Below are 22451 nucleotides of genomic sequence, written 5' to 3' on the forward strand. Positions count from 1 at the left end.
GTTACAAGACCTAGGTCCCTGGAGCCGCGACACAGCCATAATCCTCGTACCCCGACGGGAACGCTGGACGAACGGGTGCGGGACGGATTCCATCGGCTGGAGAAGGCCCGCCCATAGAAAAGTCCCCGCGATCACTGGGAACACGGGGACTTTCTGGCGGAACCGGTGGGATTTGAACCCACGGTGGGCTCAACACCCACACAACTTTTCGAGAGTTGCACCTTCGGCCGCTCGGACACGGTTCCGGGGAAGAGTTTAGTACAGGCGCGCGGCCCGGTCGAACCGCGGCCCGAGCCGGGCATCCCGCGCCGTTACCATGCCGACATGGCCCCCTCGCTGCGCACCCCCTGGCTGCGGCGGCGGCGGCAGTGGGATGCTCGCGCGGCGCTGCCCGGAGACCTCGTGTACGCGGCGCTCGGCGACTCCGCGGCGCAGGGCATCGGGGCGCGCCACCTCGAGACGAGCTACGTCGGCCGGCTGGCGGATCGGCTCGAGCGCCACTCCGGCCGCAGCGTGCGCGTCGTGAACCTCTCGCGCTACGGCGCCCGGGTCGACGATGCGATCGAGCGCCAGCTGCCGGCCGCCCTGGCGCTCGAGCGCGTCGACGTCATGACCGTCGCCATCGGGGCGAACGACATGCGCGCCGCCGACCACGAGGGCTTCCTCGCCTGCTTCGACGCGCTGCTCGCGCAGCTGCCCGCGCACGCGATCGTCGCCGACCTGCCGTGCTTCCACTTCGGCGAGCGCGAGTTCGACGCCTGGCGCACCTCGCAGGCGATGGCCGACCGCGTGCGCGCGGCCGGGCTGGCCTTCGCGCCCCTGCACCGGGTGACCGAGCTGCGGCGCGGCTGGGGCTCGTTCCCGGAGTTCACGTGGGATCAGTTCCACCCGAGCGATCTGGGCTACCGCGTGTGGGAGTCGGCGTTCGCCGGGGCGGTCACGCGGCGCGCGCGGGTGCTGCGGGCATCCTGACCCCCGCCCCGCACCTGCCCGGGTGAACAGGGGGTGACGCGACCGGCGCGCCGTGTCGGAGGTCGCGCCTACGCTGATGGCATGGCCCGCCCGACCACCTCCTTCCGCTGCACCGAGTGCGGCTGGACGACCGCGAAGTGGGCCGGCCGCTGCGGCGAGTGCCAGCAGTGGGGCACGGTCGTCGAGGCCGGGCCGGCGGCCGTCACGCCGCGCACGACGTCGTCGCGCGTCGTCGACGCCCGCGTCGCCCGCCCCATCACCCAGATCGCCCCGCGCGAGCAGAGCCATACGCCCACGGGCATCGGCGAGTTCGATCGCGTGCTCGGCGGGGGCATCGTGCCCGGCGCCGCCATCCTGCTGTCGGGCGAGCCCGGCGTCGGCAAGTCGACCCTGCTGCTCGAGGTCGCCTCGCGCGCCGCGCAGTCGGGGCAGCGTGTGCTCTACGTCTCGGCGGAGGAGTCGACGGCCCAGGTGCGCCTGCGCGCGGGGCGCACGGGCGCCCTCAGCGACGAGCTCTACCTCGCGAGCGAGACCGACCTCTCCGTCATCCTCGGCCAGATCGACCAGGTGCGGCCCTCCCTCGTCATCGTCGACTCGGTGCAGACCGTTGCCTCACCGCTCATCGACGGCCTCGCCGGCGGCGTCGCCCAGGTGAAGGAGGTCGCGGCGACCCTCATCCGCGTCGCCAAGGAGCGCGATCTGCCCGTGCTGCTCGTCGGGCACGTCACGAAGGACGGCACGATCGCCGGCCCGCGCATGCTCGAGCACCTCGTCGACGTCGTCTGCCAGTTCGAGGGCGACCGCCAGACGGCCCTGAGGTTCGTGCGCGCCCACAAGAACCGCTTCGGCCCCACCGACGAGGTCGGCTGCTTCGAGATGACCGGCGAGGGCATCGCCGAGGTCGCCGACCCCTCCGTGCTGTTCCGCTCCAACGCCACCGTGCCCGTCAGCGGCACCTGCGTCGCCATCGCCATGGAGGGCCGCCGCGCCATCCCCGTAGAGGTGCAGGCGCTCATCGTCGCCTCCAAGGCCCCGCAGCCGCGCCGCGTCGTCAACGGCGTCGACGCCTCCCGCGTCGCCATGCTGCTCGCCGTGCTCGAGCGCCGCTGCGGCATGCCGCTGTCGGAGTACGACGTCTACGTCTCCACCGTCGGCGGCATCCGCCTCACCGAGCCCGGCGCCGACCTCGCCATCGCCCTCGCCATCGCGAGCGCCCGCCGCGAGAAGGCGCTCGACGGGCACCTCGCCGCCATCGGCGAGATCAGCCTCGCCGGCGAGATCCGCGCCGTCACGGGCGCCCCGCAGCGCGCGGCCGAAGGGCGGCGGCTCGGCTACCGCACCATGATCGACGCCGGCGCCGTGCACGTGCGCGAGGCGGTGCGGCTCGCGTTCGCGAGCGCGCGCGACGAGAAGGTCGACGTTCCCGAGTTCTAGGGGCGGTCCTCGACCCCGTCAGGCTCGGCGGGCGCGGGGTCAGTGGACGCGGGGTCGGCGGGCGCCGGGTCGGCCTCGAGCAGCAGCGCGCCGAGCACGTCCTGCGGCTCGGCCTGCATCGAGTGCGGGCCGGCGAGGTCGAACCAGATCGCCTCGAGCACGCCGATGTTCTGCCGGATGAAGTCGGTCAGCGTGGCGCGGTCGTAGGCGAGCACGCGGTGGTCCGTCTCCTGCGGCAGCATCGCCACGTAGGTCTCGGGGCTCGAGAACAGCAGCAGCATGTACTTCTCGGCCTCGCCCTGGCGGAACACCCGCACCTGCGGGGGCCCGTCGACGGGCAGCAGCGGCACGATCACGTGATCGTTGCGCAGCGCGAAGGCCACGGCAGCGGCATCCTGCTTCTCGAGGGCCGCTGCGAGGCGCTGCTCGGGCGGCAGCGTCGACTCGGGCAGGGCCGCGGGGCGCGCCCCGCGCTGCGGGCCGCCGGATCGGGAGGGTCGCTTCTTCTTCGGCATCCCCACCAGCCTAGGGCTCAGTTCAGCAGGAACGCCTTGTCGGCGCCCGAGGTGAAGCCGCCGATGCTCACCGAGAGCCGGTAGGTCGCGCCGCCCGCGCCGACCGGGTCGCGCTGCACGTCGCAGACGCCGGGCTCGCTGCGCGTGCGGTTCCACTGCAGCGGGGTGGTGGACAGCTCCTGCTCGGGCTCGAGCGTGATCGGCATCGCGGCGGGCTCGACCTGGCAGTCCACCGACGACCAGATGCGGTCGGCGCCCGAGGTGATCACGTACTCCTGCACGTCGGTGCCGGCCTGCATCGTGCAGGCCGTCGTCGTCAGGTTGCGGATCGTCAGTGAGATGAGGGGCAGCTGCTCGGCGCCGTAGGCGTCAGCGTCGGTCACCGCGGTGACCTCCACCTGGTCGGAGGTGCAGGCGTTGGGATCGGCGGGCGGCTCGGCGGGAGCATCCGGTGCCGGCGTCTCGGCGGGCGCCTCCTCCGCGGCCGTCTCCGTCGGCGTCGGCGAGGCGGCGATGGTGGGGTCGGGGTCGCCCGACCCGGGGCGCACGATGATGAGCACGATGATGACGATCACGGCGAGTAGCCCGAGGCCGACGATGAGGCGGCGGCGCCAGTAGACCTGGGGCGGCTGCGGTCCGACGGGGTGGCGCACGGTCGACATGGCGTCAGAGTATGGCCGCGGTGACGGGATGCCCGGCTAGGGCCGCGGCGTGTGCCGCGATTGGCAGGCTCAGGCCAGGATGCGCAGCATGCGCGTGTTGCCGAGCGTGTTCGGCTTCACCCGCGACAGGTCGAGGAACTCGGCGACGCCCTCGTCGGGCGAGCGCACGAGCTCCATGTACGCCTCGGGGTCGACCAGCAGCTGCTCGCCGATCGGCGCGAAGCCGTGGCGGCGGAAGAAGTCGACCTCGAAGGTGAGGCAGAACAGGCGGGTGAGGCCGAGCTCGGCCGCCTCGGCGACAAGCCGCTCGAGCAGCGCATGGCCGACGCCCGCGCCGCGCCACGCGTCGGAGACCGCGAGCGTGCGCACCTCGCCGAGGTCCTCCCACAGCACGTGCAGGGCGCCGCAGCCGACGACCTCGCCGGTGGCGTCGTCGATCGCGACGCGGAACTCCTGCAGCGACTCGAAGAACACGACGAGGTCCTTGCCGAGCAGGATGCGCTGCTGGACGAGCGGCTCGACCAGCTGCTTGATCTGGCGCACATCGGCGGTGCGGGCGCGGCGCACCGAGAAGCTGCGGGGCTCGGGGGCCGGGATGCTCGTCACGCCGACAAGCCTAGGGCCGGGCATCCCCTCGTTCGGGATGCCCGGCCCTGAGCTCGGTCGTGCGCCGCGGTCTACTCGGCCGCGGGCAGCTCCGGCGTGACGGAGCCGGCGGTGGGGCCGGCCTCGACCGCGGCGACGCCGGCGAGCTCGCGCTGCGTCGTGACGAAGGTGAACTCGCCGTCGACGAAGTCGACCGCCACGTGGTCGCCCGAGTTGAGCGTGCCGTGCAGGATGCGCTCGCTCAGGGCGTCCTCGATCTCGTGCTGCACCGCGCGGCGCAGCGGTCGGGCACCGAGCGACGGGTCCCAGCCGAGCTTGATCAGCTGCGCCTTGGCGGGCGTGCTGACCTCGATCGTCAGGTCGCGGTCCATCATGCGCTCGCGCAGCCGCTTGATGAACAGGTCGACGATCTGCAGCAGCTCGTCCTGGTTCAGCTGCGGGAAGACGATCGTCTCGTCGACGCGGTTGAGGAACTCGGGCTTGAAGTGCTTCTTGAGCTCCTCGACGACCTTGCCGCGCATCGCGCTGTAGCTGGCCTCGCTGTTGCCCTGCAGCGTGAAGCCGACGGGGCCGCCCGTGATGTCCTTCGTGCCGAGGTTCGTCGTCATGATGATGACGGTGTTCTTGAAGTCGACCACGCGGCCCTGGCCGTCGGTGAGACGACCCTCCTCGAGCACCTGCAGCAGCGAGTTGAAGATGTCCGGGTGCGCCTTCTCGATCTCGTCGAAGAGCACGACGCTGAAGGGCTTGCGGCGCACCTTCTCGGTGAGCTGGCCGCCCTCCTCGAAGCCGACGAAGCCGGGAGGGGCACCGAACAGGCGCGAGACCGTGTGCTTCTCGCCGTACTCCGACATGTCGAGCGCGATGAGCGCGCCCTCGTCGTCGAAGAGGAACTCGGCGAGCGCCTTGGCGAGCTCGGTCTTGCCGACGCCCGTGGGCCCGGCGAAGATGAACGAGCCCGAGGGGCGCTTCGGGTCCTTGAGGCCCGCTCGCGTGCGGCGGATCGTCTTGGCGAGCACCGAGATGGCCTCCTCCTGGCCGATGACCCGCTGGTGCAGGGCCTTCTCCATGAAGATGAGGCGGCTCGACTCCTCCTCCGTCAGCTTGAAGACGGGGATGCCCGTGGCCTGGGCCAGCACCTCGGCGATGACGCCCTCGTCGACGGTGCCGCCGACGCCGGCCTCGCCCGAGCGCCACTGCTTCTCGAGACGCAGCCGCTCGCCGAGCAGCTTCTTCTCGTCGTCGCGCAGGCTCGCGGCCTTCTCGAAGTCCTGGTTCTCGATCGCGAGCTCCTTGTCGGCGCGCACGCCGGCGATCTTCTCGTCGAACTCGCGCAGCTCGGGCGGCGCGGAGAGGATCGACAGGCGCAGGCGGGCGCCGGCCTCGTCGATCAGGTCGATCGCCTTGTCGGGCAGGAAGCGATCCTGCACGTAGCGGTCGGCGAGGTTGACGGCCGAGACGATGGCGCCATCGGTGATCGAGACCTTGTGGAACGCCTCGTACTTGTCGCGCAGCCCCTTGAGGATGTTGATCGAGTGCGGCAGCGAGGGCTCGTGCACCTGCACCGGCTGGAAGCGGCGCTCGAGAGCGGCATCCTTCTCGAAGTGCTTGCGGTACTCGTCGAGCGTGGTCGCGCCGATGGTCTGCAGCTCGCCGCGGGCCAGCAGCGGCTTCAGGATGCTCGCCGCATCGATCGCGCCCTCGGCGGCACCCGCACCCACCAGGGTGTGGATCTCGTCGATGAAGACGATGATGTCGCCGCGGGTGCGGATCTCCTTCGTGACCTTCTTGAGGCGCTCCTCGAAGTCGCCGCGGTAGCGGCTTCCGGCGATGAGCGAGCCGAGGTCGAGCGAGTAGAGCTGCTTGTCCTTGAGCGTCTCGGGCACCTCGCCCTTGACGATGGCCTGCGCGAGGCCCTCGACGACGGCGGTCTTGCCGACGCCGGGCTCGCCGATCAGCACGGGGTTGTTCTTCGAGCGGCGCGAGAGGATCTGCATGACCCGCTCGGCCTCCTTCTCGCGCCCGATGACGGGGTCGAGCTTGCCCTCGCGGGCGGCCTGGGTGAGGTTGCGGCCGAACTGGTCGAGCACCTGCGAGCCCTTGTCGCTGCCGCTGGTGGTCTCGCCGCCGACGGCGACGGCCTCCTTGCCCTGGTAGCCCGAGAGCAGCTGGATGACCTGCTGGCGCACGCGGTTGAGGTCGGCGCCCAGCTTGACGAGCACCTGGGCGGCGACGCCCTCGCCCTCGCGGATCAGGCCGAGCAGGATGTGCTCGGTGCCGATGTAGTTGTGGCCGAGCTGCAGCGCCTCGCGCAGGCTCAGCTCGAGCACCTTCTTCGCGCGGGGCGTGAAGGGGATGTGGCCGGTCGGCTGCTGCTGGCCCTGACCGATGATGTCCTGCACCTGCTCGCGCACGGCGTCGAGCGAGATGTTGAGCGACTCGAGGGCCTTGGCGGCGACGCCCTCGCCCTCGTGGATGAGGCCGAGGAGGATGTGCTCGGTGCCGATGTAGTTGTGGTTGAGCATCTTGGCCTCTTCCTGGGCCAGGACGACAACGCGACGGGCGCGGTCGGTAAAGCGTTCGAACATCTCGGTCTCCTTACGGACGCCGGGCAGGGATGCGGCGCCGATGTACTGAGGGTAACCAGGGCGGGGTGCGGATCCTGCCCCTGTTCGCCGTGGGCGTGAGGCTTCTCGGCGGGGGCTCGGGCGGCGCGGGCGCGGGGGTTGCCCTGCGCCGGGCATCCCGCTACCGTATCGATATTCGTTGTTATCGACTACCGATATGGATGCTCCCATGACCGCTGCTCCCCCGACCGGGCCGCCCGTGCTCGACCGCCGCGACGTCGCTCCGGCAGGACGGTACGTCTGATGGGCGTGCTCGTCTTCGTCGGCATCGCGAGCATCGTCGTGCTGGTCGTCGCGTTCCTTCGCCGTTGCACGCAGCCCGCGAACGCTCCGCCGTCAGTCGGGCCGCTGCGGTTCGCCTTCGGAACCACCGTGGTGCTGACGCTGTTCGCGGTCGTCGGCACGCTGATCTCCGTCATCGAGGCGGCGTTCGGTGAGCGCGTCACCGTCACGGTACCCGTGCGAGCCATCCGCCCATCACTGGACCCAGACATTACGTCGATCGACGGCGTCGGAGCCGAGGCGGCACTCGGCAGCCCTGGATTCACGGAGGGTGTGTTCCTCGTCTCCGGTCTCGACGCGGCGGCCCGCATCTGGCTCGCCGTCGGCCACGCAGTCACCGGCGCTCTCGTCATCACGATCCTCGTACTGATCGCCCGCCTGGCCCAGCAGGCGATGCAGGAGGAGCCCTTCACCCACCCGATCAGCCACCTGATGGCGCGCGCCGGTGCCGTCCTCGCGATCGGCACCGTCATCGGCCAGATCGCGCTCGGCGTCGGGGGAAGCCTCGCCTCGAGCCAGCTGTTCGACTGGACCGGCCTCACGGGAGTCCGCATCGAAACGACCCTCTACGAGCGACTTGGGCTTTCCGGAAGCGGCCTGCCCGAGTCGACCTTCGCGTTCGACGTCGAGTTCTGGCCCATCGGCGTCGGGCTCGCGCTCATCGTCGTCGCGGGCATCATGCGGCGCGGGGAGCGCCTGCAGCGCGACACCGCGGGCCTGGTGTGATGGCGCCCGCGCCCTCCGACGAGGAGGAGACGGGCATCCACTGCCGGCTCGACGAACTGCTCGAGCAGCGCGGCATGACCCTCACCCGGCTGAGCGAGCTCGTCGGCGTGAGCGTCGTCAACCTGTCGGTGCTGAAGAACGACCGGGCCCGCGCGATCCGCTACTCGACGCTGCGGGCGATCTGCGACGCGCTCGAGTGCGAGGTCGGCGAGCTGCTCGTGCTCGACGGGCGCTGACGCGCTGCCGTGCGTGCCGCAACTCCTGCGGTTCGGAGCCCGAGCGCGAGCGCGGGCGCCGGCTGCCGCGCGACGCCGGCCGGAATGCAGGAGTTGCGGCACGCACGGCGCCGGCGCGCGGCGGGCGACGGGGCTCGGGATGCTCCGGCCCACGCCGACGTAGGCTGACGACGTGAGCAACCTCGAGCCCGACCCCGACGAGCTGCTCGCCTCGCCCACCAGCACGCTCTCGCCGGCGCCCCAGCTGCTGGAGCCCCGCGACGTGCCCCTCGGCGGCGTGCGCGCCATGACGGTGCGCCGCACCCTGCCGCAGCGCGAGCGCAGCCTCATCGGCGCGTGGTGCTTCCTCGACCACTACGGCCCCGACGACGTCGAGGCGACCGGCGGCATGGTCGTGCCGCCGCATCCGCACACGGGCCTGCAGACGGTGAGCTGGCTGTTCGAGGGCGAGATCGAGCACCACGACTCGACGGGCGCGCACCAGCTCGTGCGCCCGGGCGAGCTCAACCTCATGACGGCCGGCCGCGGCATCCAGCACAGCGAGGTCTCGACGCCCGAGGCCCGCCGCCTGCACGGCGCCCAGCTCTGGGTCGCCCTGCCGGACGGCGACCGCGGCATCCCTCCCTTCTTCGAGCACACCGAGCCGCAGCCCGTGCGCGTCGGCGAGGCGACCGTGCGCGTCTTCATCGGCGCGCTGCCGGGCGTCGGCGAGCCGGCCCCGGCCCGCGTCTTCAGCCCGCTGCTCGGCGCGCAGCTCGACCTGCCGGCCGGCGCCGCGGTCGAGCTGGCCGTCGATCCGGCGTTCGAGCACGGCCTGCTGGTGGATGCCGGGCACCCGTCCCTCGACGGCACGAGCATCCCGGCCCACCGCCTCGCCTACACGGCGCCGGGCCGCGCGAGCCTGCGCATCGAGGCCGGAGCCGAGCCGCTGCGCGCCCTGCTCATCGGCGGGGCGCCGCTCGGCGAGTCGATCGTCATGTGGTGGAACTTCATCGGCCGCGACCACGACGAGATCGTCGCCGCGCGGGCCGAGTGGCAGGGCGAGGTCATCGACGCGACGCGCGAGGCGGCCGTGTTCGGCTCCGTGCCCGGGTGGGAGGGGCGGGCGCTGCCGGCTCCGGAGCTGCCCGGCATCCGGCTCAAGCCGCGCGGCTGAGGCGGGCGGGCGGGCGACCGCGGGCGGGCATCCCGAACCGGCGGCCTCGAGAGGGCTACTCGTGCGGGTCGGCCGTCAGCTTCTGCAGCCGCTCGCGCTCCTCGGCCTCGATGTCGGTGTAGGCCATGCGCTCGGCGCGATCGGCGCGGATGATCGCGCGCATCGCGAACCAGAAGATCAGGCCGACGACGATCGTCGGCGTGACCGAGAAGATCGCGTTCGCCCAATAATTCTCCAGCATGAGGTCCATGGTACGTCCGCGCGGCTCGGCGGCGGCCGCGAGGGCGCCCGACCGCCGGCAGCGGTCGCTGAGCGGCGCCGCTCAGCGCCCGCGCGGGCCGGCGAGCCGGACGACGTACCGCGCCGGCCGACGATCGTGCAGCACGCCGAACACGGCGACGAGCACCGCGGCGATGCCCGCGAGCCCGAAGACGAGCCCGGCGAGCAGCGGCCCGGCATCGGCCGGCACGGTCGACGCGCCGCCGTCGACGCCGCCGGCGACGCCGCCGGCCTCGCCCGGCAGCGCGAGCGTCGGCAGCTGCACACCGGAACCGGCGGCGCGCTCGTTGGCGATCGCGATGTCGCCCCGCACCTCAGAGAGCGCGCCGCCGTCGGCGACCGCCACGATGCAGTAGGTGCCGTCGGCCACGCGGGCGGTGTCGATGAGGGCCGCGAAGGGCTCGCCGCCGACGACCTGCGACTCGACCGAGGCGACGGGCGCGCCGCACTCGCCGAGCGACTGCGGGGCCAGCGAGAGGGTGAGGTCGATCGCGCCCTCGCCGGCGACGAGGCCCTCGATGCGCACCTCGCCCGCGACGGTCGAGTCGGCCGCCGGCGCGGTGAGGGAGAGCGACTCCGCGGCCGAGGCGGGCGCCGCCGCGAGCAGGGCGGCGCCGGTCAGCAGCGCGGCCGAGAGCGCAGCGGAGAGGGATCCGCGGAGCGCACGGGTGCGGAGCATGGATCGCCGTTTCGGGTCGGGCGATGTCGCCGACTCACCCCGGGGGAGGAGTCGTCGGCATTCGGGTTCGGGTCTGGCCTCGCGGGATGCGGGCTCCCTCGGCTGGGTGGGCCGAGGGCGGCTGGGTGGGCCGGGGGCGGCTGGGTGGGCCGCGCGCAGTCCTGCTCGGACGGCTTCATCGTAGAGCCGCGGGGCCCCCGCCGCCTGCCCCCGTGGTGGGGTGAACCGCACGGTCGATCGCCCGCGTCATGAACACCGAGAACGGGTCGGGGGCGTACGCGCCGAAGGGCCCGCACTCGTCGAAGCCCTCGCTCGCGTAGAGCACGCGGGCGGCCGCGAAGTCGGGGGTGCTGCCGGTCTCGAGCCAGAGGCGCGTCATGCCGCGCTGCGCCGCCTCGGCGAGGAGGTGCCGCAGCAGAGTCCGGCCGACGCCGAGCCGCAGGAAGGCGTCGGCGACGCGCATGGACTTGATCTCGCCGTGCGGGCCGTCGGGCTCCCCCGCCATGGTGCGCAGCGCCGCGAGCCCCGCGAGGCGCCCCTCGATGCGGGCCGACCACAACGTGACCGACTCCTCGGCGAGGGCCTCGGCGGCGAGGGCGTGCACGCTCTCGGGCGGCGAGAACTCGAGCATGCCGCTGAGGTGCCGCTCGATGAGCGCCACCACGTCGGGGGCGTGCGGCGAGTCGACCGCGATGAGCAGCGGCGGCCGGGCTGCCGGCCCGTCGGCGCGCTGCGCGCCGGCGGCATCCACCGCCCGTCAGCCCTTCGCGAGCACGCCGATGAGGCCCGTGATGACGAGGTACGCCCCGAAGCCGCCCGCGATGACCCACACGGCGAGGCGGGTGAACGAGACCTCGCGCTTCTTCTTCTCGGCGTCGCCGGGCAGGGCCAGCTCGTCGTCCTTCTTCGCCATCAGGGCCTCACTTCACCAGGGGGAACAGGATGGTCTCGCGGATACCGAGACCGGTGAGCGCCATGAGCAGGCGGTCGATGCCCATGCCCATGCCGCCTGAGGGGGGCATGCCGTGCTCGAGCGCGGTGAGGAAGGCCTCGTCGAGGCGCATCGCCTCGGGGTCGCCGCCCGCCGCGAGGGTCGCCTGCGCGACGAAGCGCTCGCGCTGCACGACCGGGTCGACGAGCTCGGAGTAGGCGGTGGCGAGCTCGAAGCCGCGGATGTAGAGATCCCACTTCTCGACCCGGCCCGGCAGGCTGCGGTGCTCGCGCACGAGCGGGCTCGTATCGAGCGGGAAGTCCATGACGAAGGTCGGCCGCACGAGATCGCCCTTGATGAAGTGCTCCCACAGCTCCTCGACGTACTTGCCGGGCAGCGGGTGGTCGATCTCGATGTCGACGGCGTCGGCGAGCTTCTTCAGCTCGGCCATCGGCGTCTCGGGCGTGATCTCGACGCCCGCGGCCGCGCTCAGCGAGCCGTACATGCTCAGGCGGTCCCACTCGCCGCCGAGGTCGTACTCGGTGCCGTCGGCCCAGGTGACGACGTGCGACCCGGCCACGGCGAGCGCCGCGTTTTGGATCATCTCCTGCGTCAGGTCGGCCATCTGGTGGTAGTCGCCGTACGCCTGGTAGGCCTCGAGCATCGCGAACTCGGGGCTGTGCGTCGAGTCGGCGCCCTCGTTGCGGAAGTTGCGGTTGATCTCGAACACCCGCTCGATGCCGCCGACGACGGCGCGCTTGAGGAACAGCTCGGGCGCGATGCGCAGGAACAGCTCGGTGTCGAAGGCGTTCGAGTGGGTGGTGAAGGGGCGGGCGGATGCTCCGCCGTGCATCGTCTGCAGCATGGGCGTCTCGACCTCGAGGTAGCCGTGCTCAGCGAAGGTGGCCCGCAGGCTCGCCACCGCCGCGGCCCGCGCCCGCACCGTGGTGCGGGCCTGCTCGCGCACGATGAGGTCGAGGTAGCGCTGGCGCACGCGCGTCTCGTCGCCGAGCTCGTTGTGCAGGTTCGGCAGCGGCAGGATCGCCTTCGCCGCGATCGACCACGCGGCGACCATGATGCTGAGCTCGCCGCGGCGGCTCGTGATCACCTCGCCCTCGACGAAGACGTGATCGCCGAGGTCGACGAACTCCTTCCAGCGGTCGAGGCTCTCCTGCCCGACCTCCGCGAGGCTCACCATGACCTGCAGGCGCTCGCCCTCGCCCGACTGCAGCGTGGCGAAGCAGAGCTTGCCGGTGACGCGCGAGAAGACCACGCGGCCCGCGAGCGCGACGCGCTCCCCGGTGGCGGTGTCGGGGGCGAGCTCGGGGTGGCGGGCCCGCACGGTCGGGATGGTGTCGGTGACGGCGAGGCCGACGGGGTAGGCATCGAGCCCTAAGTCGAGCATCCGCTGCCGCTTGTCGAGGCGCACCTGCTTCTGCTCGGCGATCTCGGCGGCCTGCTCGGCGCGCTCGTCGGCGCTCGGCTCGGCGGGCGGCGCGGTCTCGGCGGCGGTCGGCTCGGCGCCCTCGGGCGCGGGGGTGTCGCTCATGCGGGTGGGTCTCCTCGGTCGGCGCTCCAGCCTAACGGCGCGCCGCCGAGCGGCACTGCCGGGAGATCGTGCCGCCGGGCGGCTCAGCCGAGGACGAGCGTCTCGGTGTCGATGAGCCGCGTCGCGCCGACCCGCGCGGCGACGAGCGCCCGGGCCCGCCCGCGGAACTCGTCGGGCACCGGGCGGAACGTCGCCGGGTCGACGACGGCGAAGTAGTCCAGCTCGATTCCCGGCTCGCCCATGAGCACGCCCTGCGCGGCGGCGAGCACGGCGTCGATGCCGCGGTCGCCCGCCGACTGCGCCGCCTCGAGCGCGAGCGGGATGGAGCGCGCCGCGCGGCGCTGCCGCTCGTCGAGGAAGGCGTTGCGGCTCGACAGCGCGAGCCCGTCGTCGGCGCGCACGGTCTCGGCCACCGCGATGGCCGTGCGGATGTCGAGCTCGCGCACCATGCGCTGCACGAGGTGCACCTGCTGGGCATCCTTCTGGCCGAAGACGGCCGCATCGGGCTGCACGATGTTCAGCAGCTTCGCCACGACGGTGAGCATGCCGTCGAAGTGGCCGGGGCGCGACCGCCCCTCGAAGAGACCCCCGACGGCGCCCGCCGTGACGCGCGTCTGCAAAGGGCCGAGCGGGTACATCTCGTCGACCGCGGGGGCGAAGACGAGGGCTGCGGGATGCCCGGCGAGCGCCGCGCGGTCGGCCTCGAGGTCGCGCGGGTACTGCTCGAAGTCCTCGGTCGGGCCGAACTGCAGCGGGTTGACGAAGATCGACACGACGACGACGTCGGCGATGCCCGCGGCGTGCTCGACGAGCGAGAGGTGGCCGTCGTGCAGCGAGCCCATGGTCGGCACGAGGGCGACGCGGCGCCCGGCCGCGCGGTCGGCGTCGAGGCGGGTGCGGAGGTCGGCGATGGTGGTGACGACGTGGGGGTGGATCACGATGCTCGCTGCGCTCCTCGGGGGCGCGACGCGCATCGTCGGGCCTCCCCCAGGCTAGCGGCGCGGGCGGGGGCGGCCGTGCGGGGACGGTGCCGTGCGGCGGGGCGGCGGGCGGCTCAGGGGGCGGTGCCGGGCTCGTCGTCGCCCGGGGCGGCGGGAGGCGGAGCATCCACCGCCGCGTCGCCGAGCTCGCTCAGGTCGAGGCTCTCGACGGCCGGCGAGCGCAGCGCGTTCTCGACCGCTGAGCGCACGACGCCGCCGAGCACGCTGCCCGGGTTGTCGACGCCGATGCTGCGCAGCCCGCTCATCGCCTGGGCGACGATCGCGCTCGAGAAGTCGCTCGCCGACTGGATGGCGTCGGCGTAGGCGGCGCGGTGCTCCTCGGCGATGACGACCGGCTCGGCCCCCATCTCGACGACGAGCGCCTGCGCGATCGGCAGCACCGGCCCGGGCGCGGTGACGGCGCACCAGGCCTCGCGCAGGCGGACGAGGTCGATCGAGGTCCCGGTGAAGGCGAGGGCGGGATGCACGGCGAGCGGGATGATGCCCGCGGGCCGCGCGGGGTCGAGCACCCGCACCCCGTGCTTCGCCGAGGTGTGCATGACGAGCTGCCCGGGGTGCCAGGCCCCGACCGCGGCGAGGCCGCTGACGAGGCCCGGCAGCTGGCCGTCGGGCACGGCGATGATGACGAGCTCGCTGCGGTCGATGATCTCGGGCACCTCGAGCCAGGGGGCGCCGGGCAGGATGCCCTCGACGCGGTCGCGCTCGTGCTCGCTGCTCGCAGAGATGCCGACGATCGCGTGGCCCGCGCCGGCGAGGGCGGCGCCGAGCACCGGTCCGACGCGGCCGGCCCCGATGATGCCGATGCCGAGGCGGCCGTCGCGGCCGGTCACGGGCGCGGCTCCGGGGGTGCGGGCGGGGCGGGCGGGGCCCAGTCGGGGTTCGGGGCGAGCGCGGTCTCGTCGGCGCGCGGGGCGGGCGGGTCGAACGCGGCCGCCGGCTCCGGGCTCGGGGCCGCGGTCGGGCCGCTCGCCCGCCAGCGGTGCGTCGTGTCGGCCTGCGCCGTGCGGATGGCGGCGGCGGCCACGGCGTCGAAGAGCGCGAGCGCGGCATCCCGGTCGACGGCCCCGATGGCGGGCGTGATGGGGCCGGCCACGGTGTGCACGGCGACGGCGGCGAGGTCGAGGCGGCGCAGCAGCGGGCCCTGGCGCACGGCCACCGACTGCATGCGCGCGAACGGCACGATCGTCAGCGCCCGCCAGATCGCGCCGGTGCGCAGCAGCACGGCGGGCCCGAGCACGGCGAAGCCGTTGCGGCGCTGCGAGAACCAGCGCAGCCAGCGCGCCCGCTTCGGTGAGTTGACGAAGCCGTCGTCGCCGCCGGCGGAGGTCATGCCGCGCTCGATGACCGGCCGCAGCTCGTCGGTCGCGACCTCGGGCAGCAGCAGCCCGAGCACGGCCTGCACGTCGCGCAGGTCGCCCACGGGCAGGATCGTCGTCTGCTGCTGGCCGGCCGCGCCCTGCGCCGAGGAGCGCGAGGCGCGGTTGACGGCGATCTGCCACCAGCCGAAGGGCCGCCAGAGCAGCGGCTGGCTGACCTTCACCGAGTGGATGCGGCCGGGGGGCAGGGTCTCGTTGGTGGTGGAGAGCAGCCCGAAGCCGACCCTGACCCCGTCGGGCGTGGCGGCGATCGAGTACCGCAGCGACCGGGTGATGCGGGTGACGAGGAATCCGCCGATGCCGAGCACCACGGGCAGTACGCCGATGAACGCCAAGGTCCGGCCCGTCGTGATCACCGTGACGATGAGTCCGATGACGACCGCGACCAGGATGATCGTGGTCTCGCTCAGCAGGGTGGAGCCGATGAGGCGGCCGGGGCGCATGCGCACGACGGAGGCGGGCTCGGCGACGAGGCCGGGGTCGAGCTCGGGGGCCAGCAGCTCGCCGACGCGGGACTCGATGAGGCCGGCGGCGCCGCCGGCCGCGGCCGGGGCATCCGATGCCGCTTCGCGCCGCGCGCCCGAGGCGAGATTCAGGATGTCGCGGCGCAGCGCGTCGGCGGCGCGCGATCCCAGGTAGGAGAGCGGCACGTTGGCGTCGTCGCCGGCGACCGAGATCTCGAGTTTCGCGGCCCCGAAGAGCCGCGGCACGATCGGGCGCGCGATGTTGATGCCCTGGATGCGGTCGAGGCGGCCCTTGCGGTTGGTGCGGAACAGGATGCCCGACCGCACCTCGACGGCCTCGTCCGTGATGCGGAAGGTGTGCATGCGCCACGAGAGCCAGAATCCGAGCACGCACAGCAGCAGCACGCCGAGCGTGCCGCCGAGGACCACGAGCACGAGCTCGTGCTGGATGATGAAGTCGATCGGGTCGTCCTCGATGTTCCCGCCTGCCCGCGCGGAGCCGCCCACGAAGAACTGGATGAGACGCTCGCGCAGGTTGGAGACGACGAGGCCGATGATGGCGATGAAGGCGATGCCGCCGCGGAAGAGCGGCGTGGCGGGGTGCAGCCGGTGCCAGTCGCCGTCGGCGAAGTCGGTGACGGCCGCCGCGCGCGCGGCCTCGACGGTGGGCGCGGCGACGGACGCCCCTGCCGCACCGGCCCGCTCGGACGGCTCGGTCACAGGCCCGCCCGGCGGGTCTCGGCGAGCGCGACGAGGTGGTCGCGCAGCTGCTCGGCCGTCTCGAGGGGCAGGCCGGGGATGAGCACGCCGCTCGAGGCGGCGGCCGTGACGAACTTCAGCTCGGCGAGGCCGACCGCGCGGGCGACGGGCCCGCGGCTGATGTCGACGAGCTGCATGCGCCCGTAGGGCACCGCGGCGAAGCGCTGGAAGAGGATGCCGCGGCGGAAGAGCAGGTCGTCCTCGCGCAGCCGGTAGCCGATCGCACGCACGCGGCGCGGCGTGAAGGCGATCACGAGCAGGAAGATCACGCCGAGCCCGATGCCGAGCGCGAGCCACGGCGCATCGCCGCTCAGCCAGTACGGCAGGAATCCGGCGGCGGTCAGGAGCCCGCCGAAGATCACGTACCCGACGACGTCGACGACGATGTACTTCGGCGACACCCGCTGCCAGTCGCCCTCGGCCAGCTCGAGTCTCTCGCCCACGTCAACGCTCCGATTCCGATCGATGCTTCAGGATGCTGCTGCCGCGGCCTCGTCCTGATCCTCGTCCTCCGGCGGGAGGCTGCAGAAGTGCTCGGCGACCAGTGCGGCCACGAGGAGCGCCGCCGCCGCGACGAGGCTCGCCGCCGCGGTCACGCTCGACCCTATCGGCACCACCGCGCGCGAGAGCAGGTACACGAGGATTCCTGCGCCGGCCCCGGTGAGCAGGGCGGCGCCGAGCGCGCTCGCCTTCGCGAGCACGAGGATGCGCATCGCGTAGAAGGGGTCGATGCGCCGCTCGCCCTGCGCCGCGCGGTGCACCGGCCAGGCCAGCGCGACGAGGCCCGCGGCGATGAGCACGAGCGCGACGATGAGCGAGACCGGCGGCACGAGCACCGGTCGTCCCTGCATCGCGAGCACGACGTCGAGCAGGAACGCGGCGGCGAAGCCGATCGCCGCGAGCACGAGCAGCGGCAGGGGCCGGGTGCGCGTCACGCGGGCGGCCCCTCGGCCGCGGGGGCGGGCGGCCCGGGCAGGGCGGCGAGCAGGGCGGCGACGTCGCCGCGACCGGTGAGCCGGGCATCCGGCTGCACCTCGAGCCAGGGGGCGAGCACGAAGTCGCGCTCGTGCGCGCGGGGGTGCGGCACCTGCAGCTCGGCGCTGTCGATCTCGAGCTCGCCGAAGGCGATGAGGTCGAGGTCGAGGGTGCGGTCGCCCCAGCGCTCGTGGCGCTCGCGGCCGTGCAGCTGCTCGATGGCGCGCAGCCCGTCGAGCAGCTGGAACGCGTCGAGCCCCGTCTCGAGCAGGGCCACCCCGTTGAGGTACGCGGGCTTGGCGGGGTCGGGCCCGTCGACGGTGACGGCGACGGTGCCGTGCCACGACGACACCGAATGGATGCGGCACTCGGGCAGCGCGTCGAGCGCGGCCACGGCGCTGCCGAGCGTCGCCTCGCGGTCGCCGAGGTTGCTGCCGAGGGCGACGACGGCGAGCGTCGTCGTCATGCGCGGCCCCGGGTGATGGTGACGGAGACGTCGTCGAAGGGCACCGGGATGGGTGCCTCGGGCTTGTGCACGGTGACGGTGGCCTCGTGCACGGCCGCGTGGCGCAGGCAGAGGGCCGCGATGCGCTCGGCGACCGTCTCGATGAGGTCGACGGGGTCGGATTCGACGGCCTCGACGATCTCGACGGCGAGGTCGCCGTAGTGCACGGTGCGGGCGATGTCGTCGCTGCCCGCGGCGGGGGCGAGGTCGAGCGCGAGGGAGACGTCGATGACGAAGGGCTGGCCGTCGCGCCGCTCGTGGCCGAAGATGCCGTGGTGCGCGTGCGCGCGGATGCCCGTGAGGGTCAGTCGGTCGCGGATGCCGTCGGCGGGCGGCTGCGGTGCGGCGGTCATGCTGCTCCTCTCCAGGCGGCCCACACGGCGAGGGCCCGATCGGTGGCGCGGGCGTCGTGCACGCGCACGGCGGCGACGCCGGCCTCGGCGCACAGGGCGCTCAGCACGGCGGTCGGCAGGTCGCGATCCTCGACGGGCGCGCCTTCGGGCAGCAGCGCGCCGAGGAACCGCTTGCGCGATCCGCCGACGAGCAGCGGGTGCCCGAGCTGCGCGATGACGTCGAGGGCGCGCAGCAGCTGCCAGTTGTGCTCCGGCTGCTTGGCGAAGCCGAGGCCCGGGTCGAGCCAGAGGCGCTCGGGGGCGATGCCGGCCGCGAGCAGGGCATCCCGCCGCGATCGCAGCTCGTCGCGCACCTCCGTGACGACGTCGGCGTACTCGCTCGCGGAGTCCCAGGCGGTGGAGTGCCCGCGCCAGTGCATGGCGACGTAGTCGACCCCGCGCTCGGCGACGAGGGGCGCCATGGCCGCGTCGACGAGGCCGCCGCTCACGTCGTTGACGATGCTCGCGCCGGCGTCGAGGGCGGCCTCGGCGGTGGCGGCGCTCATGGTGTCGATCGAGACGCGGATGCCCGCCTCGGCCAGCGCGCGCACGACGGGCAGCACGCGCCCGCGCTCGACGTCGCCCGGCACGCGCTCGGCGCCGGGCCGGGTCGACTCGCCCCCGACGTCGACCACGTCGGCGCCGTCGGCGACGAGCCGGCGCGCGTGGGCGACCGCCGCGAGCGGATCGCCGTACCGGCCCCCGTCGCTGAACGAGTCGGGCGTCGCATTGAGCACGCCCCAGATCTGCGGGCGCACGGGGGTCATGCCTCGCTCCGGCCGATCAGGGCGAGCACGCCCGCCTGGCGCACCGGGTCGGCGAGCACGCCGCGGGCGGCGACGGTGACGGTGGTGCTCTCGGCGTAGCGCACGCCGCGGGCGGCGACGCAGCCGTGCTTGGCGTCGATGACGACGAGCACGCCCGCCGGTTCGACGGCGGTCTCGAGCGCGGCGGCGACGTCCTCGCCGAGGCGCTCCTGCAGCTGCGGGCGGGCGGAGACGATCTCGACGAGGCGCGGGATGCGGCCGAGGCCGATGATGCGCTCCTCCGGAACGTAGGCGACGTGCGCGACGCCCGTGAAGGGCAGCAGGTGGTGCTCGCACATCGAGCGCAGGGCGATGTCGCGCAGCAGCACGAGCTCGCCGCGCTCCTCGGGGGTGGTCGCCATCTCGGCGCCGTCCATGAGCTCGGGCACCGGGTCGACGCCGACGCCGCCGAAGAAGTGGCGGTACGACTCGGCGATGCGCTGCGGGGTCGTGGCGAGCCCCGGCCGCGCCGGATCCTCGCCGATCGCGGCGAGGATCTCGGCGACCGCCGCCTCGATGCGGGAGGTGTCGATCGGGGTCATGCTCGGGTCAGCTCGTCGTCGATGCGGTGCCGGTGTCGGCCTCGTTGCGGCTGACGCCCGCGCCCGCGGGCTCGGAGACGACGCCGCCGTCGGTCGCCTCGGTGTCGATCGGTGCCTTGGTCGGCATCGGCACGGGCGGCAGGTCGGGGTGCGGCCGGTCGTCGCTCGAGAGCCACTGCGGGCGCTCGGGCAGGCGCTTGACCTCGGTGAAGATCTCGGCCAGCTGCTTGTGGTCGAGGGTCTCCTTCTCGAGCAGCTCGGTGGCGAGTCGATCGAGGATGTCGCGGTTGTCGTTGATGACCTGCCAGGCCTCGTCGTGCGCCTGCTCGATGAGCGCCCGCACCTCGAGGTCGACGCGCTCGGCGAGCTTCTCGCTGTAGTCGCGGCTGTGGCCCATGTCGCGGCCGAGGAACACCTCGCCGCTGCCGCCGCCGAGCTTCACCGAGCCGACGCTCGCGCTCATGCCGTACTCGGTGACCATCTTGCGGGCGATGCTCGTGGCCTTCTCGATGTCGTTCGAGGCGCCGGTGGTCGGGTCGTGGAACACGACCTCCTCGGCGACGCGGCCGCCCATCGCGTAGGCGAGCTGGTCGAGCAGCTCGTTGCGGGTGATCGAGTACTTGTCGTCGAGCGGCAGCACCATCGTGTATCCGAGCGCGCGGCCGCGGGGCAGGATGGTGACCTTCGTGACGGGGTCGGTGTGCCGCATGGCCGCCGCCGCGAGCGCGTGACCACCCTCGTGGTACGCGGTGATGAGCTTCTCGTGGTCGCGCATGACGCGAGTGCGCCGCTGCGGGCCGGCCATGACGCGGTCGACGGCCTCATCGAGGGTCACGTCGGTGATGATCGTGGCGTTCTCGCGCGCGGTGAGCAGCGCGGCCTCGTTGAGCACGTTCGCGAGGTCGGCGCCGGTGAAGCCCGGCGTCTTGCGCGCCAGCACCTCGAGGTCGACGCCCTCGGCCATGGGCTTGCCCTTCGAGTGCACCTCGAGGATCTTCTGCCGGCCCTTCATGTCGGGAGCATCCACCTGGATCTGGCGGTCGAAGCGCCCGGGGCGCAGCAGCGCGGGGTCGAGGATGTCGGGGCGGTTGGTCGCCGCGATCATGATGACGTTGGTCTTCGGGTCGAAGCCGTCCATCTCGACGAGCATCTGGTTGAGCGTCTGCTCGCGCTCGTCGTGTCCGCCGCCCATGCCGGCGCCGCGGTGGCGCCCGACGGCGTCGATCTCGTCGACGAAGATGATGGCCGGCGAGTTCTCCTTGGCCTCCTTGAAGAGGTCGCGCACGCGGCTCGCACCGACGCCGACGAACATCTCCACGAAGTCCGAGCCCGAGATCGAGTAGAACGGCACGCCCGCCTCGCCCGCGACGGCGCGGGCCAGCAGGGTCTTGCCGGTGCCGGGAGGGCCGTAGAGCAGCACGCCCTTGGGGATGCGCGCGCCGACGGCCTGGAACTTCGTCGGGTCTTTGAGGAAGTCCTTGATCTCGTGCAGCTCCTCGATGGCCTCCTCGGCGCCGGCGACGTCGTCGAAGGTGACCTGGGGGCTCTCCTTGCTGACGAGCTTCGCCTTCGACTTGCCGAACTGCATGACCCGGCTGCCGCCGCCCTGCAGGCTCGACAGCAGGAACCAGAAGATGACGCCGATGATGAGGAACGGGATGATGAGGCCGAGCAGGCTGGTGAACCAGTTGGTCTGCGGCACCTGGTCGTCGAACTCGTCGAGGTTCGCCGCGTCGACGGCGGCGACGATGGCCTCACCGCGGGGCTCGATGTACTGGAACTGCACCTGGGTGCCGAGCTCCTCGTACTCCTCGCTCAGCACCAGGTCGACGCGCTGCTCGCCGTCGATGATCGTCGCGCTCTCGACGGTCGAGCCGTCGAGCAGCTCGAGGCCCTGCTGCGTCGTGATGGTGCGGAAGCCGGTGGCCGCGCTGAAGATGCTGAAGCCGACCCAGAGCAGCACGATCGCGATGATGATGTACGGGAACGGGCCCTTGAAGATGCGCTTCGCATCGAACCGCTTTTTCGTGGTCGCCATGGGGCGTGGACACACCTTTCGTGTGAAGACGTGAGAGGGCCACGGTACCCGTTGGCCTCTATGCGCGGCCTCGGTGTTCGCGGGGAGCGCATACCCCTTCCGCGGCCGAGGGCGGTCGTGCTCGAGTGTCGGCATGAACACCGACACCGCATCCCCGATCCTGCCCGACCCTGCCCGATTCGGCGACCTGCGCGCCGTCGTGGTCAACACGACGCTCAAGCGCAGCCCCGAGCTCAGCAACACGCAGGGGCTCCTCGACCGCGCCGTCGCGCTCCTGCAGGCCAACGGCGTCGAGGTCGACATCATCCGTCTCGTCGATCACGACGTGGCCCCCGGCGTGCAGCCCGACATGCGCGAGCAGGGCTGGCCCGATGACGCCTGGCCCGACCTGTGGCCGCGCATCCATGCCGCCGACATCCTCATCGTCGGCAGCCCGATCTGGCTCGGAGAGCAGTCGAGCGTCACCCGCCGGCTGATCGAGCGGCTCTACGCCCACTCCTCCGAGCTCGAGGAGAACGGCCTCAGCGTCTTCCACGGCACCGTGGGCGGCGCCCTCGTCACCGGCAACGAGGACGGCGTGAAGCACGTCGCCTCGTCGATCACCTATTCGCTGCAGCACCTCGGCGTGACCGTGCCGCCGACGGCCGACGCCGGCTGGATCGGCCCGGTGGGCCCCGGCCCGAGCTACCTCGACGAGGGCTCGGGCGGCCCGCAGACCGACTTCACCAACCAGGGCACGACCTTCATGGTCTACAACCTGCTGCACCTCGCGCGCCTGCTGAAGGATGCCGGCGGGTTCCCCGTCGGCGGCAATCAGCCCGGGGCGTGGTCGGAGGGCGAGCGCTTCGGCTTCGACGACTCCCCGACGCCGAACCAGCCCTCCGCCGATGCGCGGGAGGCGCAGCAGACGACGAACCCCGAGCACGACTAGCGACGGCG

General features: G+C 72.8%; 25 protein-coding genes and 1 tRNA gene. 6 read left to right on the forward strand and 20 right to left on the reverse strand.

What is annotated here, in order from left to right:
• Nucleotides 1-154: 154 nt before the first annotated feature.
• Nucleotides 155-245 (reverse strand) — tRNA-Ser (locus HGB54_RS11360).
• Nucleotides 246-324: 79 nt separating this feature from the next.
• Here HGB54_RS11360 and HGB54_RS11365 point away from each other — a divergent pair.
• Complete coding sequence (locus HGB54_RS11365; protein WP_168916510.1) at nt 325-972, forward strand: SGNH/GDSL hydrolase family protein; 648 nt, start codon at nt 325-327, stop codon at nt 970-972.
• Nucleotides 973-1053: 81 nt separating this feature from the next.
• Entirely contained in the window at nt 1054-2406 is a 1353-nt protein-coding gene (gene radA, locus HGB54_RS11370; RefSeq protein ID WP_168916511.1) for a DNA repair protein RadA, read from the forward strand.
• On the opposite strand, the gene HGB54_RS11375 is transcribed toward radA, so the two are convergent.
• The 4 genes from HGB54_RS11375 to HGB54_RS11390 form a co-directional block, all read right to left on the reverse strand.
• The gene (locus HGB54_RS11375) at nt 2403-2921 is read right to left on the reverse strand and encodes an SseB family protein (protein ID WP_228545820.1); all 519 of its coding nucleotides are present in this window, start codon (nt 2919-2921) and stop codon (nt 2403-2405) included. The two genes, radA and HGB54_RS11375, sit on opposite strands and share 4 nt — an antisense overlap.
• Nucleotides 2922-2938: 17 nt before the next feature.
• Nucleotides 2939-3583, reverse strand: coding sequence for a hypothetical protein (locus tag HGB54_RS11380; RefSeq protein WP_168916512.1), 645 nt, complete (start codon nt 3581-3583; stop codon nt 2939-2941).
• A 69-nt stretch (nt 3584-3652) separates the two neighbouring features.
• On the reverse strand, nt 3653-4189 hold the full coding sequence (locus HGB54_RS11385; RefSeq protein ID WP_228545821.1) for an amino-acid N-acetyltransferase: 537 nt from the start codon (nt 4187-4189) through the stop codon (nt 3653-3655).
• Nucleotides 4190-4260: 71 nt separating this feature from the next.
• Nucleotides 4261-6777 (reverse strand): ATP-dependent Clp protease ATP-binding subunit, encoded by a 2517-nt coding sequence (locus HGB54_RS11390; protein WP_168916514.1) that lies wholly within the window; start codon nt 6775-6777, stop codon nt 4261-4263.
• Nucleotides 6778-7059: 282 nt separating this feature from the next.
• Between HGB54_RS11390 and HGB54_RS11395 the strand changes: the two genes are divergently transcribed.
• The 3 genes from HGB54_RS11395 (at nt 7060) to HGB54_RS11405 (ending at nt 9216) form a co-directional block, all read left to right on the forward strand.
• Nucleotides 7060-7824, forward strand: a complete 765-nt coding sequence (locus HGB54_RS11395; protein WP_168916515.1) for a hypothetical protein — start codon at nt 7060-7062, stop codon at nt 7822-7824.
• Entirely contained in the window at nt 7824-8060 is a 237-nt protein-coding gene (locus HGB54_RS11400; RefSeq protein ID WP_168916516.1) for a helix-turn-helix domain-containing protein, read from the forward strand. Before HGB54_RS11395 ends, HGB54_RS11400 begins: the two co-directional genes overlap by 1 nt.
• 172 nt (nt 8061-8232) lie before the next feature.
• Nucleotides 8233-9216 carry a pirin family protein gene (locus HGB54_RS11405; protein ID WP_168916517.1) on the forward strand — a complete coding sequence of 328 codons (984 nt, stop codon included), beginning with the start codon at nt 8233-8235 and terminating at the stop codon, nt 9214-9216.
• 55 nt (nt 9217-9271) lie between these two features.
• On the opposite strand, the gene HGB54_RS11410 is transcribed toward HGB54_RS11405, so the two are convergent.
• The 15 genes from HGB54_RS11410 to ftsH all read right to left on the reverse strand — a co-directional run bounded on the left by HGB54_RS11410 (nt 9272) and on the right by ftsH (nt 21512).
• Nucleotides 9272-9457, reverse strand: coding sequence for a hypothetical protein (locus HGB54_RS11410; protein WP_228545822.1), 186 nt, complete (start codon nt 9455-9457; stop codon nt 9272-9274).
• Between the two features lie 81 nt (nt 9458-9538).
• On the reverse strand, nt 9539-10174 hold the full coding sequence (locus HGB54_RS11415; RefSeq protein ID WP_168916518.1) for a hypothetical protein: 636 nt from the start codon (nt 10172-10174) through the stop codon (nt 9539-9541).
• Between the two features lie 175 nt (nt 10175-10349).
• Nucleotides 10350-10925 (reverse strand): GNAT family N-acetyltransferase, encoded by a 576-nt coding sequence (locus HGB54_RS11420; RefSeq protein ID WP_407663489.1) that lies wholly within the window; start codon nt 10923-10925, stop codon nt 10350-10352.
• A 6-nt stretch (nt 10926-10931) separates the two neighbouring features.
• A complete protein-coding gene (locus HGB54_RS11425) occupies nt 10932-11087 on the reverse strand; it encodes a hypothetical protein (protein ID WP_168916519.1) in 156 nt (51 codons plus the stop codon).
• Between the two features lie 7 nt (nt 11088-11094).
• A complete protein-coding gene (gene lysS, locus HGB54_RS11430; protein ID WP_168916520.1) occupies nt 11095-12654 on the reverse strand; it encodes a lysine--tRNA ligase in 1560 nt (519 codons plus the stop codon).
• Between the two features lie 83 nt (nt 12655-12737).
• A complete protein-coding gene (panC, locus tag HGB54_RS11435; RefSeq protein WP_168916521.1) occupies nt 12738-13628 on the reverse strand; it encodes a pantoate--beta-alanine ligase in 891 nt (296 codons plus the stop codon).
• Nucleotides 13629-13708: 80 nt separating this feature from the next.
• A complete protein-coding gene (locus HGB54_RS11440; RefSeq protein ID WP_168916522.1) occupies nt 13709-14485 on the reverse strand; it encodes a Rossmann-like and DUF2520 domain-containing protein in 777 nt (258 codons plus the stop codon).
• On the reverse strand, nt 14482-16215 hold the full coding sequence (locus tag HGB54_RS11445; RefSeq protein ID WP_228545824.1) for a PH domain-containing protein: 1734 nt from the start codon (nt 16213-16215) through the stop codon (nt 14482-14484). Before HGB54_RS11445 ends, HGB54_RS11440 begins: the two co-directional genes overlap by 4 nt.
• Nucleotides 16212-16697: a PH domain-containing protein gene (locus tag HGB54_RS11450; protein ID WP_168916523.1), complete on the reverse strand. Its 486-nt coding sequence runs from the start codon at nt 16695-16697 to the stop codon at nt 16212-16214. Before HGB54_RS11450 ends, HGB54_RS11445 begins: the two co-directional genes overlap by 4 nt.
• Nucleotides 16698-16724: 27 nt before the next feature.
• Nucleotides 16725-17189: a DUF3180 domain-containing protein gene (locus tag HGB54_RS11455; RefSeq protein WP_168916524.1), complete on the reverse strand. Its 465-nt coding sequence runs from the start codon at nt 17187-17189 to the stop codon at nt 16725-16727.
• Nucleotides 17186-17695 (reverse strand): 2-amino-4-hydroxy-6-hydroxymethyldihydropteridine diphosphokinase, encoded by a 510-nt coding sequence (gene folK / locus HGB54_RS11460; protein WP_168916525.1) that lies wholly within the window; start codon nt 17693-17695, stop codon nt 17186-17188. The genes HGB54_RS11455 and folK overlap by 4 nt, the downstream gene beginning before the upstream one ends.
• On the reverse strand, nt 17692-18087 hold the full coding sequence (gene folB / locus HGB54_RS11465) for a dihydroneopterin aldolase (RefSeq protein WP_168916526.1): 396 nt from the start codon (nt 18085-18087) through the stop codon (nt 17692-17694). The genes folK and folB overlap by 4 nt, the downstream gene beginning before the upstream one ends.
• Nucleotides 18084-18893: a dihydropteroate synthase gene (folP, locus tag HGB54_RS11470; RefSeq protein ID WP_168916527.1), complete on the reverse strand. Its 810-nt coding sequence runs from the start codon at nt 18891-18893 to the stop codon at nt 18084-18086. Before folP ends, folB begins: the two co-directional genes overlap by 4 nt.
• Nucleotides 18890-19474: a GTP cyclohydrolase I FolE gene (gene folE / locus HGB54_RS11475; protein WP_168916528.1), complete on the reverse strand. Its 585-nt coding sequence runs from the start codon at nt 19472-19474 to the stop codon at nt 18890-18892. Before folE ends, folP begins: the two co-directional genes overlap by 4 nt.
• Before the next feature lie 7 nt (nt 19475-19481).
• The gene (gene ftsH / locus HGB54_RS11480) at nt 19482-21512 is read right to left on the reverse strand and encodes an ATP-dependent zinc metalloprotease FtsH (RefSeq protein ID WP_168916529.1); all 2031 of its coding nucleotides are present in this window, start codon (nt 21510-21512) and stop codon (nt 19482-19484) included.
• 133 nt (nt 21513-21645) lie between these two features.
• On the opposite strand from ftsH, the gene HGB54_RS11485 reads away from it, so the two are divergent.
• Nucleotides 21646-22443: a flavodoxin family protein gene (locus HGB54_RS11485; protein ID WP_168916530.1), complete on the forward strand. Its 798-nt coding sequence runs from the start codon at nt 21646-21648 to the stop codon at nt 22441-22443.
• Nucleotides 22444-22451: the final 8 nt, after the last annotated feature.

Source organism: Microcella flavibacter (genome assembly GCF_012530535.1).
GTDB classification, from domain to species: domain Bacteria; phylum Actinomycetota; class Actinomycetes; order Actinomycetales; family Microbacteriaceae; genus Microcella; species Microcella flavibacter.

Coding starts and splice junctions, on each gene's coding strand:
- HGB54_RS11410 (WP_228545822.1), bottom strand. CDS start 9,457: ATGCTGGAGAATTATTGGGCGAACGCGATCTTCTCGGTCACGCCGACG.
- HGB54_RS11425 (WP_168916519.1), bottom strand. CDS start 11,087: ATGGCGAAGAAGGACGACGAGCTGGCCCTGCCCGGCGACGCCGAGAAG.
- HGB54_RS11380 (WP_168916512.1), bottom strand. CDS start 3,583: ATGTCGACCGTGCGCCACCCCGTCGGACCGCAGCCGCCCCAGGTCTAC.
- HGB54_RS11395 (WP_168916515.1), top strand. CDS start 7,060: ATGGGCGTGCTCGTCTTCGTCGGCATCGCGAGCATCGTCGTGCTGGTC.
- folK (WP_168916525.1), bottom strand. CDS start 17,695: ATGACGACGACGCTCGCCGTCGTCGCCCTCGGCAGCAACCTCGGCGAC.
- folP (WP_168916527.1), bottom strand. CDS start 18,893: ATGACCCCCGTGCGCCCGCAGATCTGGGGCGTGCTCAATGCGACGCCC.
- ftsH (WP_168916529.1), bottom strand. CDS start 21,512: ATGGCGACCACGAAAAAGCGGTTCGATGCGAAGCGCATCTTCAAGGGC.
- radA (WP_168916511.1), top strand. CDS start 1,054: ATGGCCCGCCCGACCACCTCCTTCCGCTGCACCGAGTGCGGCTGGACG.
- HGB54_RS11415 (WP_168916518.1), bottom strand. CDS start 10,174: ATGCTCCGCACCCGTGCGCTCCGCGGATCCCTCTCCGCTGCGCTCTCG.
- HGB54_RS11390 (WP_168916514.1), bottom strand. CDS start 6,777: ATGTTCGAACGCTTTACCGACCGCGCCCGTCGCGTTGTCGTCCTGGCC.
- panC (WP_168916521.1), bottom strand. CDS start 13,628: ATGCGCGTCGCGCCCCCGAGGAGCGCAGCGAGCATCGTGATCCACCCC.
- folE (WP_168916528.1), bottom strand. CDS start 19,474: ATGACCCCGATCGACACCTCCCGCATCGAGGCGGCGGTCGCCGAGATC.
- HGB54_RS11365 (WP_168916510.1), top strand. CDS start 325: ATGGCCCCCTCGCTGCGCACCCCCTGGCTGCGGCGGCGGCGGCAGTGG.
- folB (WP_168916526.1), bottom strand. CDS start 18,087: ATGACCGCCGCACCGCAGCCGCCCGCCGACGGCATCCGCGACCGACTG.
- HGB54_RS11485 (WP_168916530.1), top strand. CDS start 21,646: ATGAACACCGACACCGCATCCCCGATCCTGCCCGACCCTGCCCGATTC.
- lysS (WP_168916520.1), bottom strand. CDS start 12,654: ATGAGCGACACCCCCGCGCCCGAGGGCGCCGAGCCGACCGCCGCCGAG.
- HGB54_RS11375 (WP_228545820.1), bottom strand. CDS start 2,921: ATGCCGAAGAAGAAGCGACCCTCCCGATCCGGCGGCCCGCAGCGCGGG.
- HGB54_RS11400 (WP_168916516.1), top strand. CDS start 7,824: ATGGCGCCCGCGCCCTCCGACGAGGAGGAGACGGGCATCCACTGCCGG.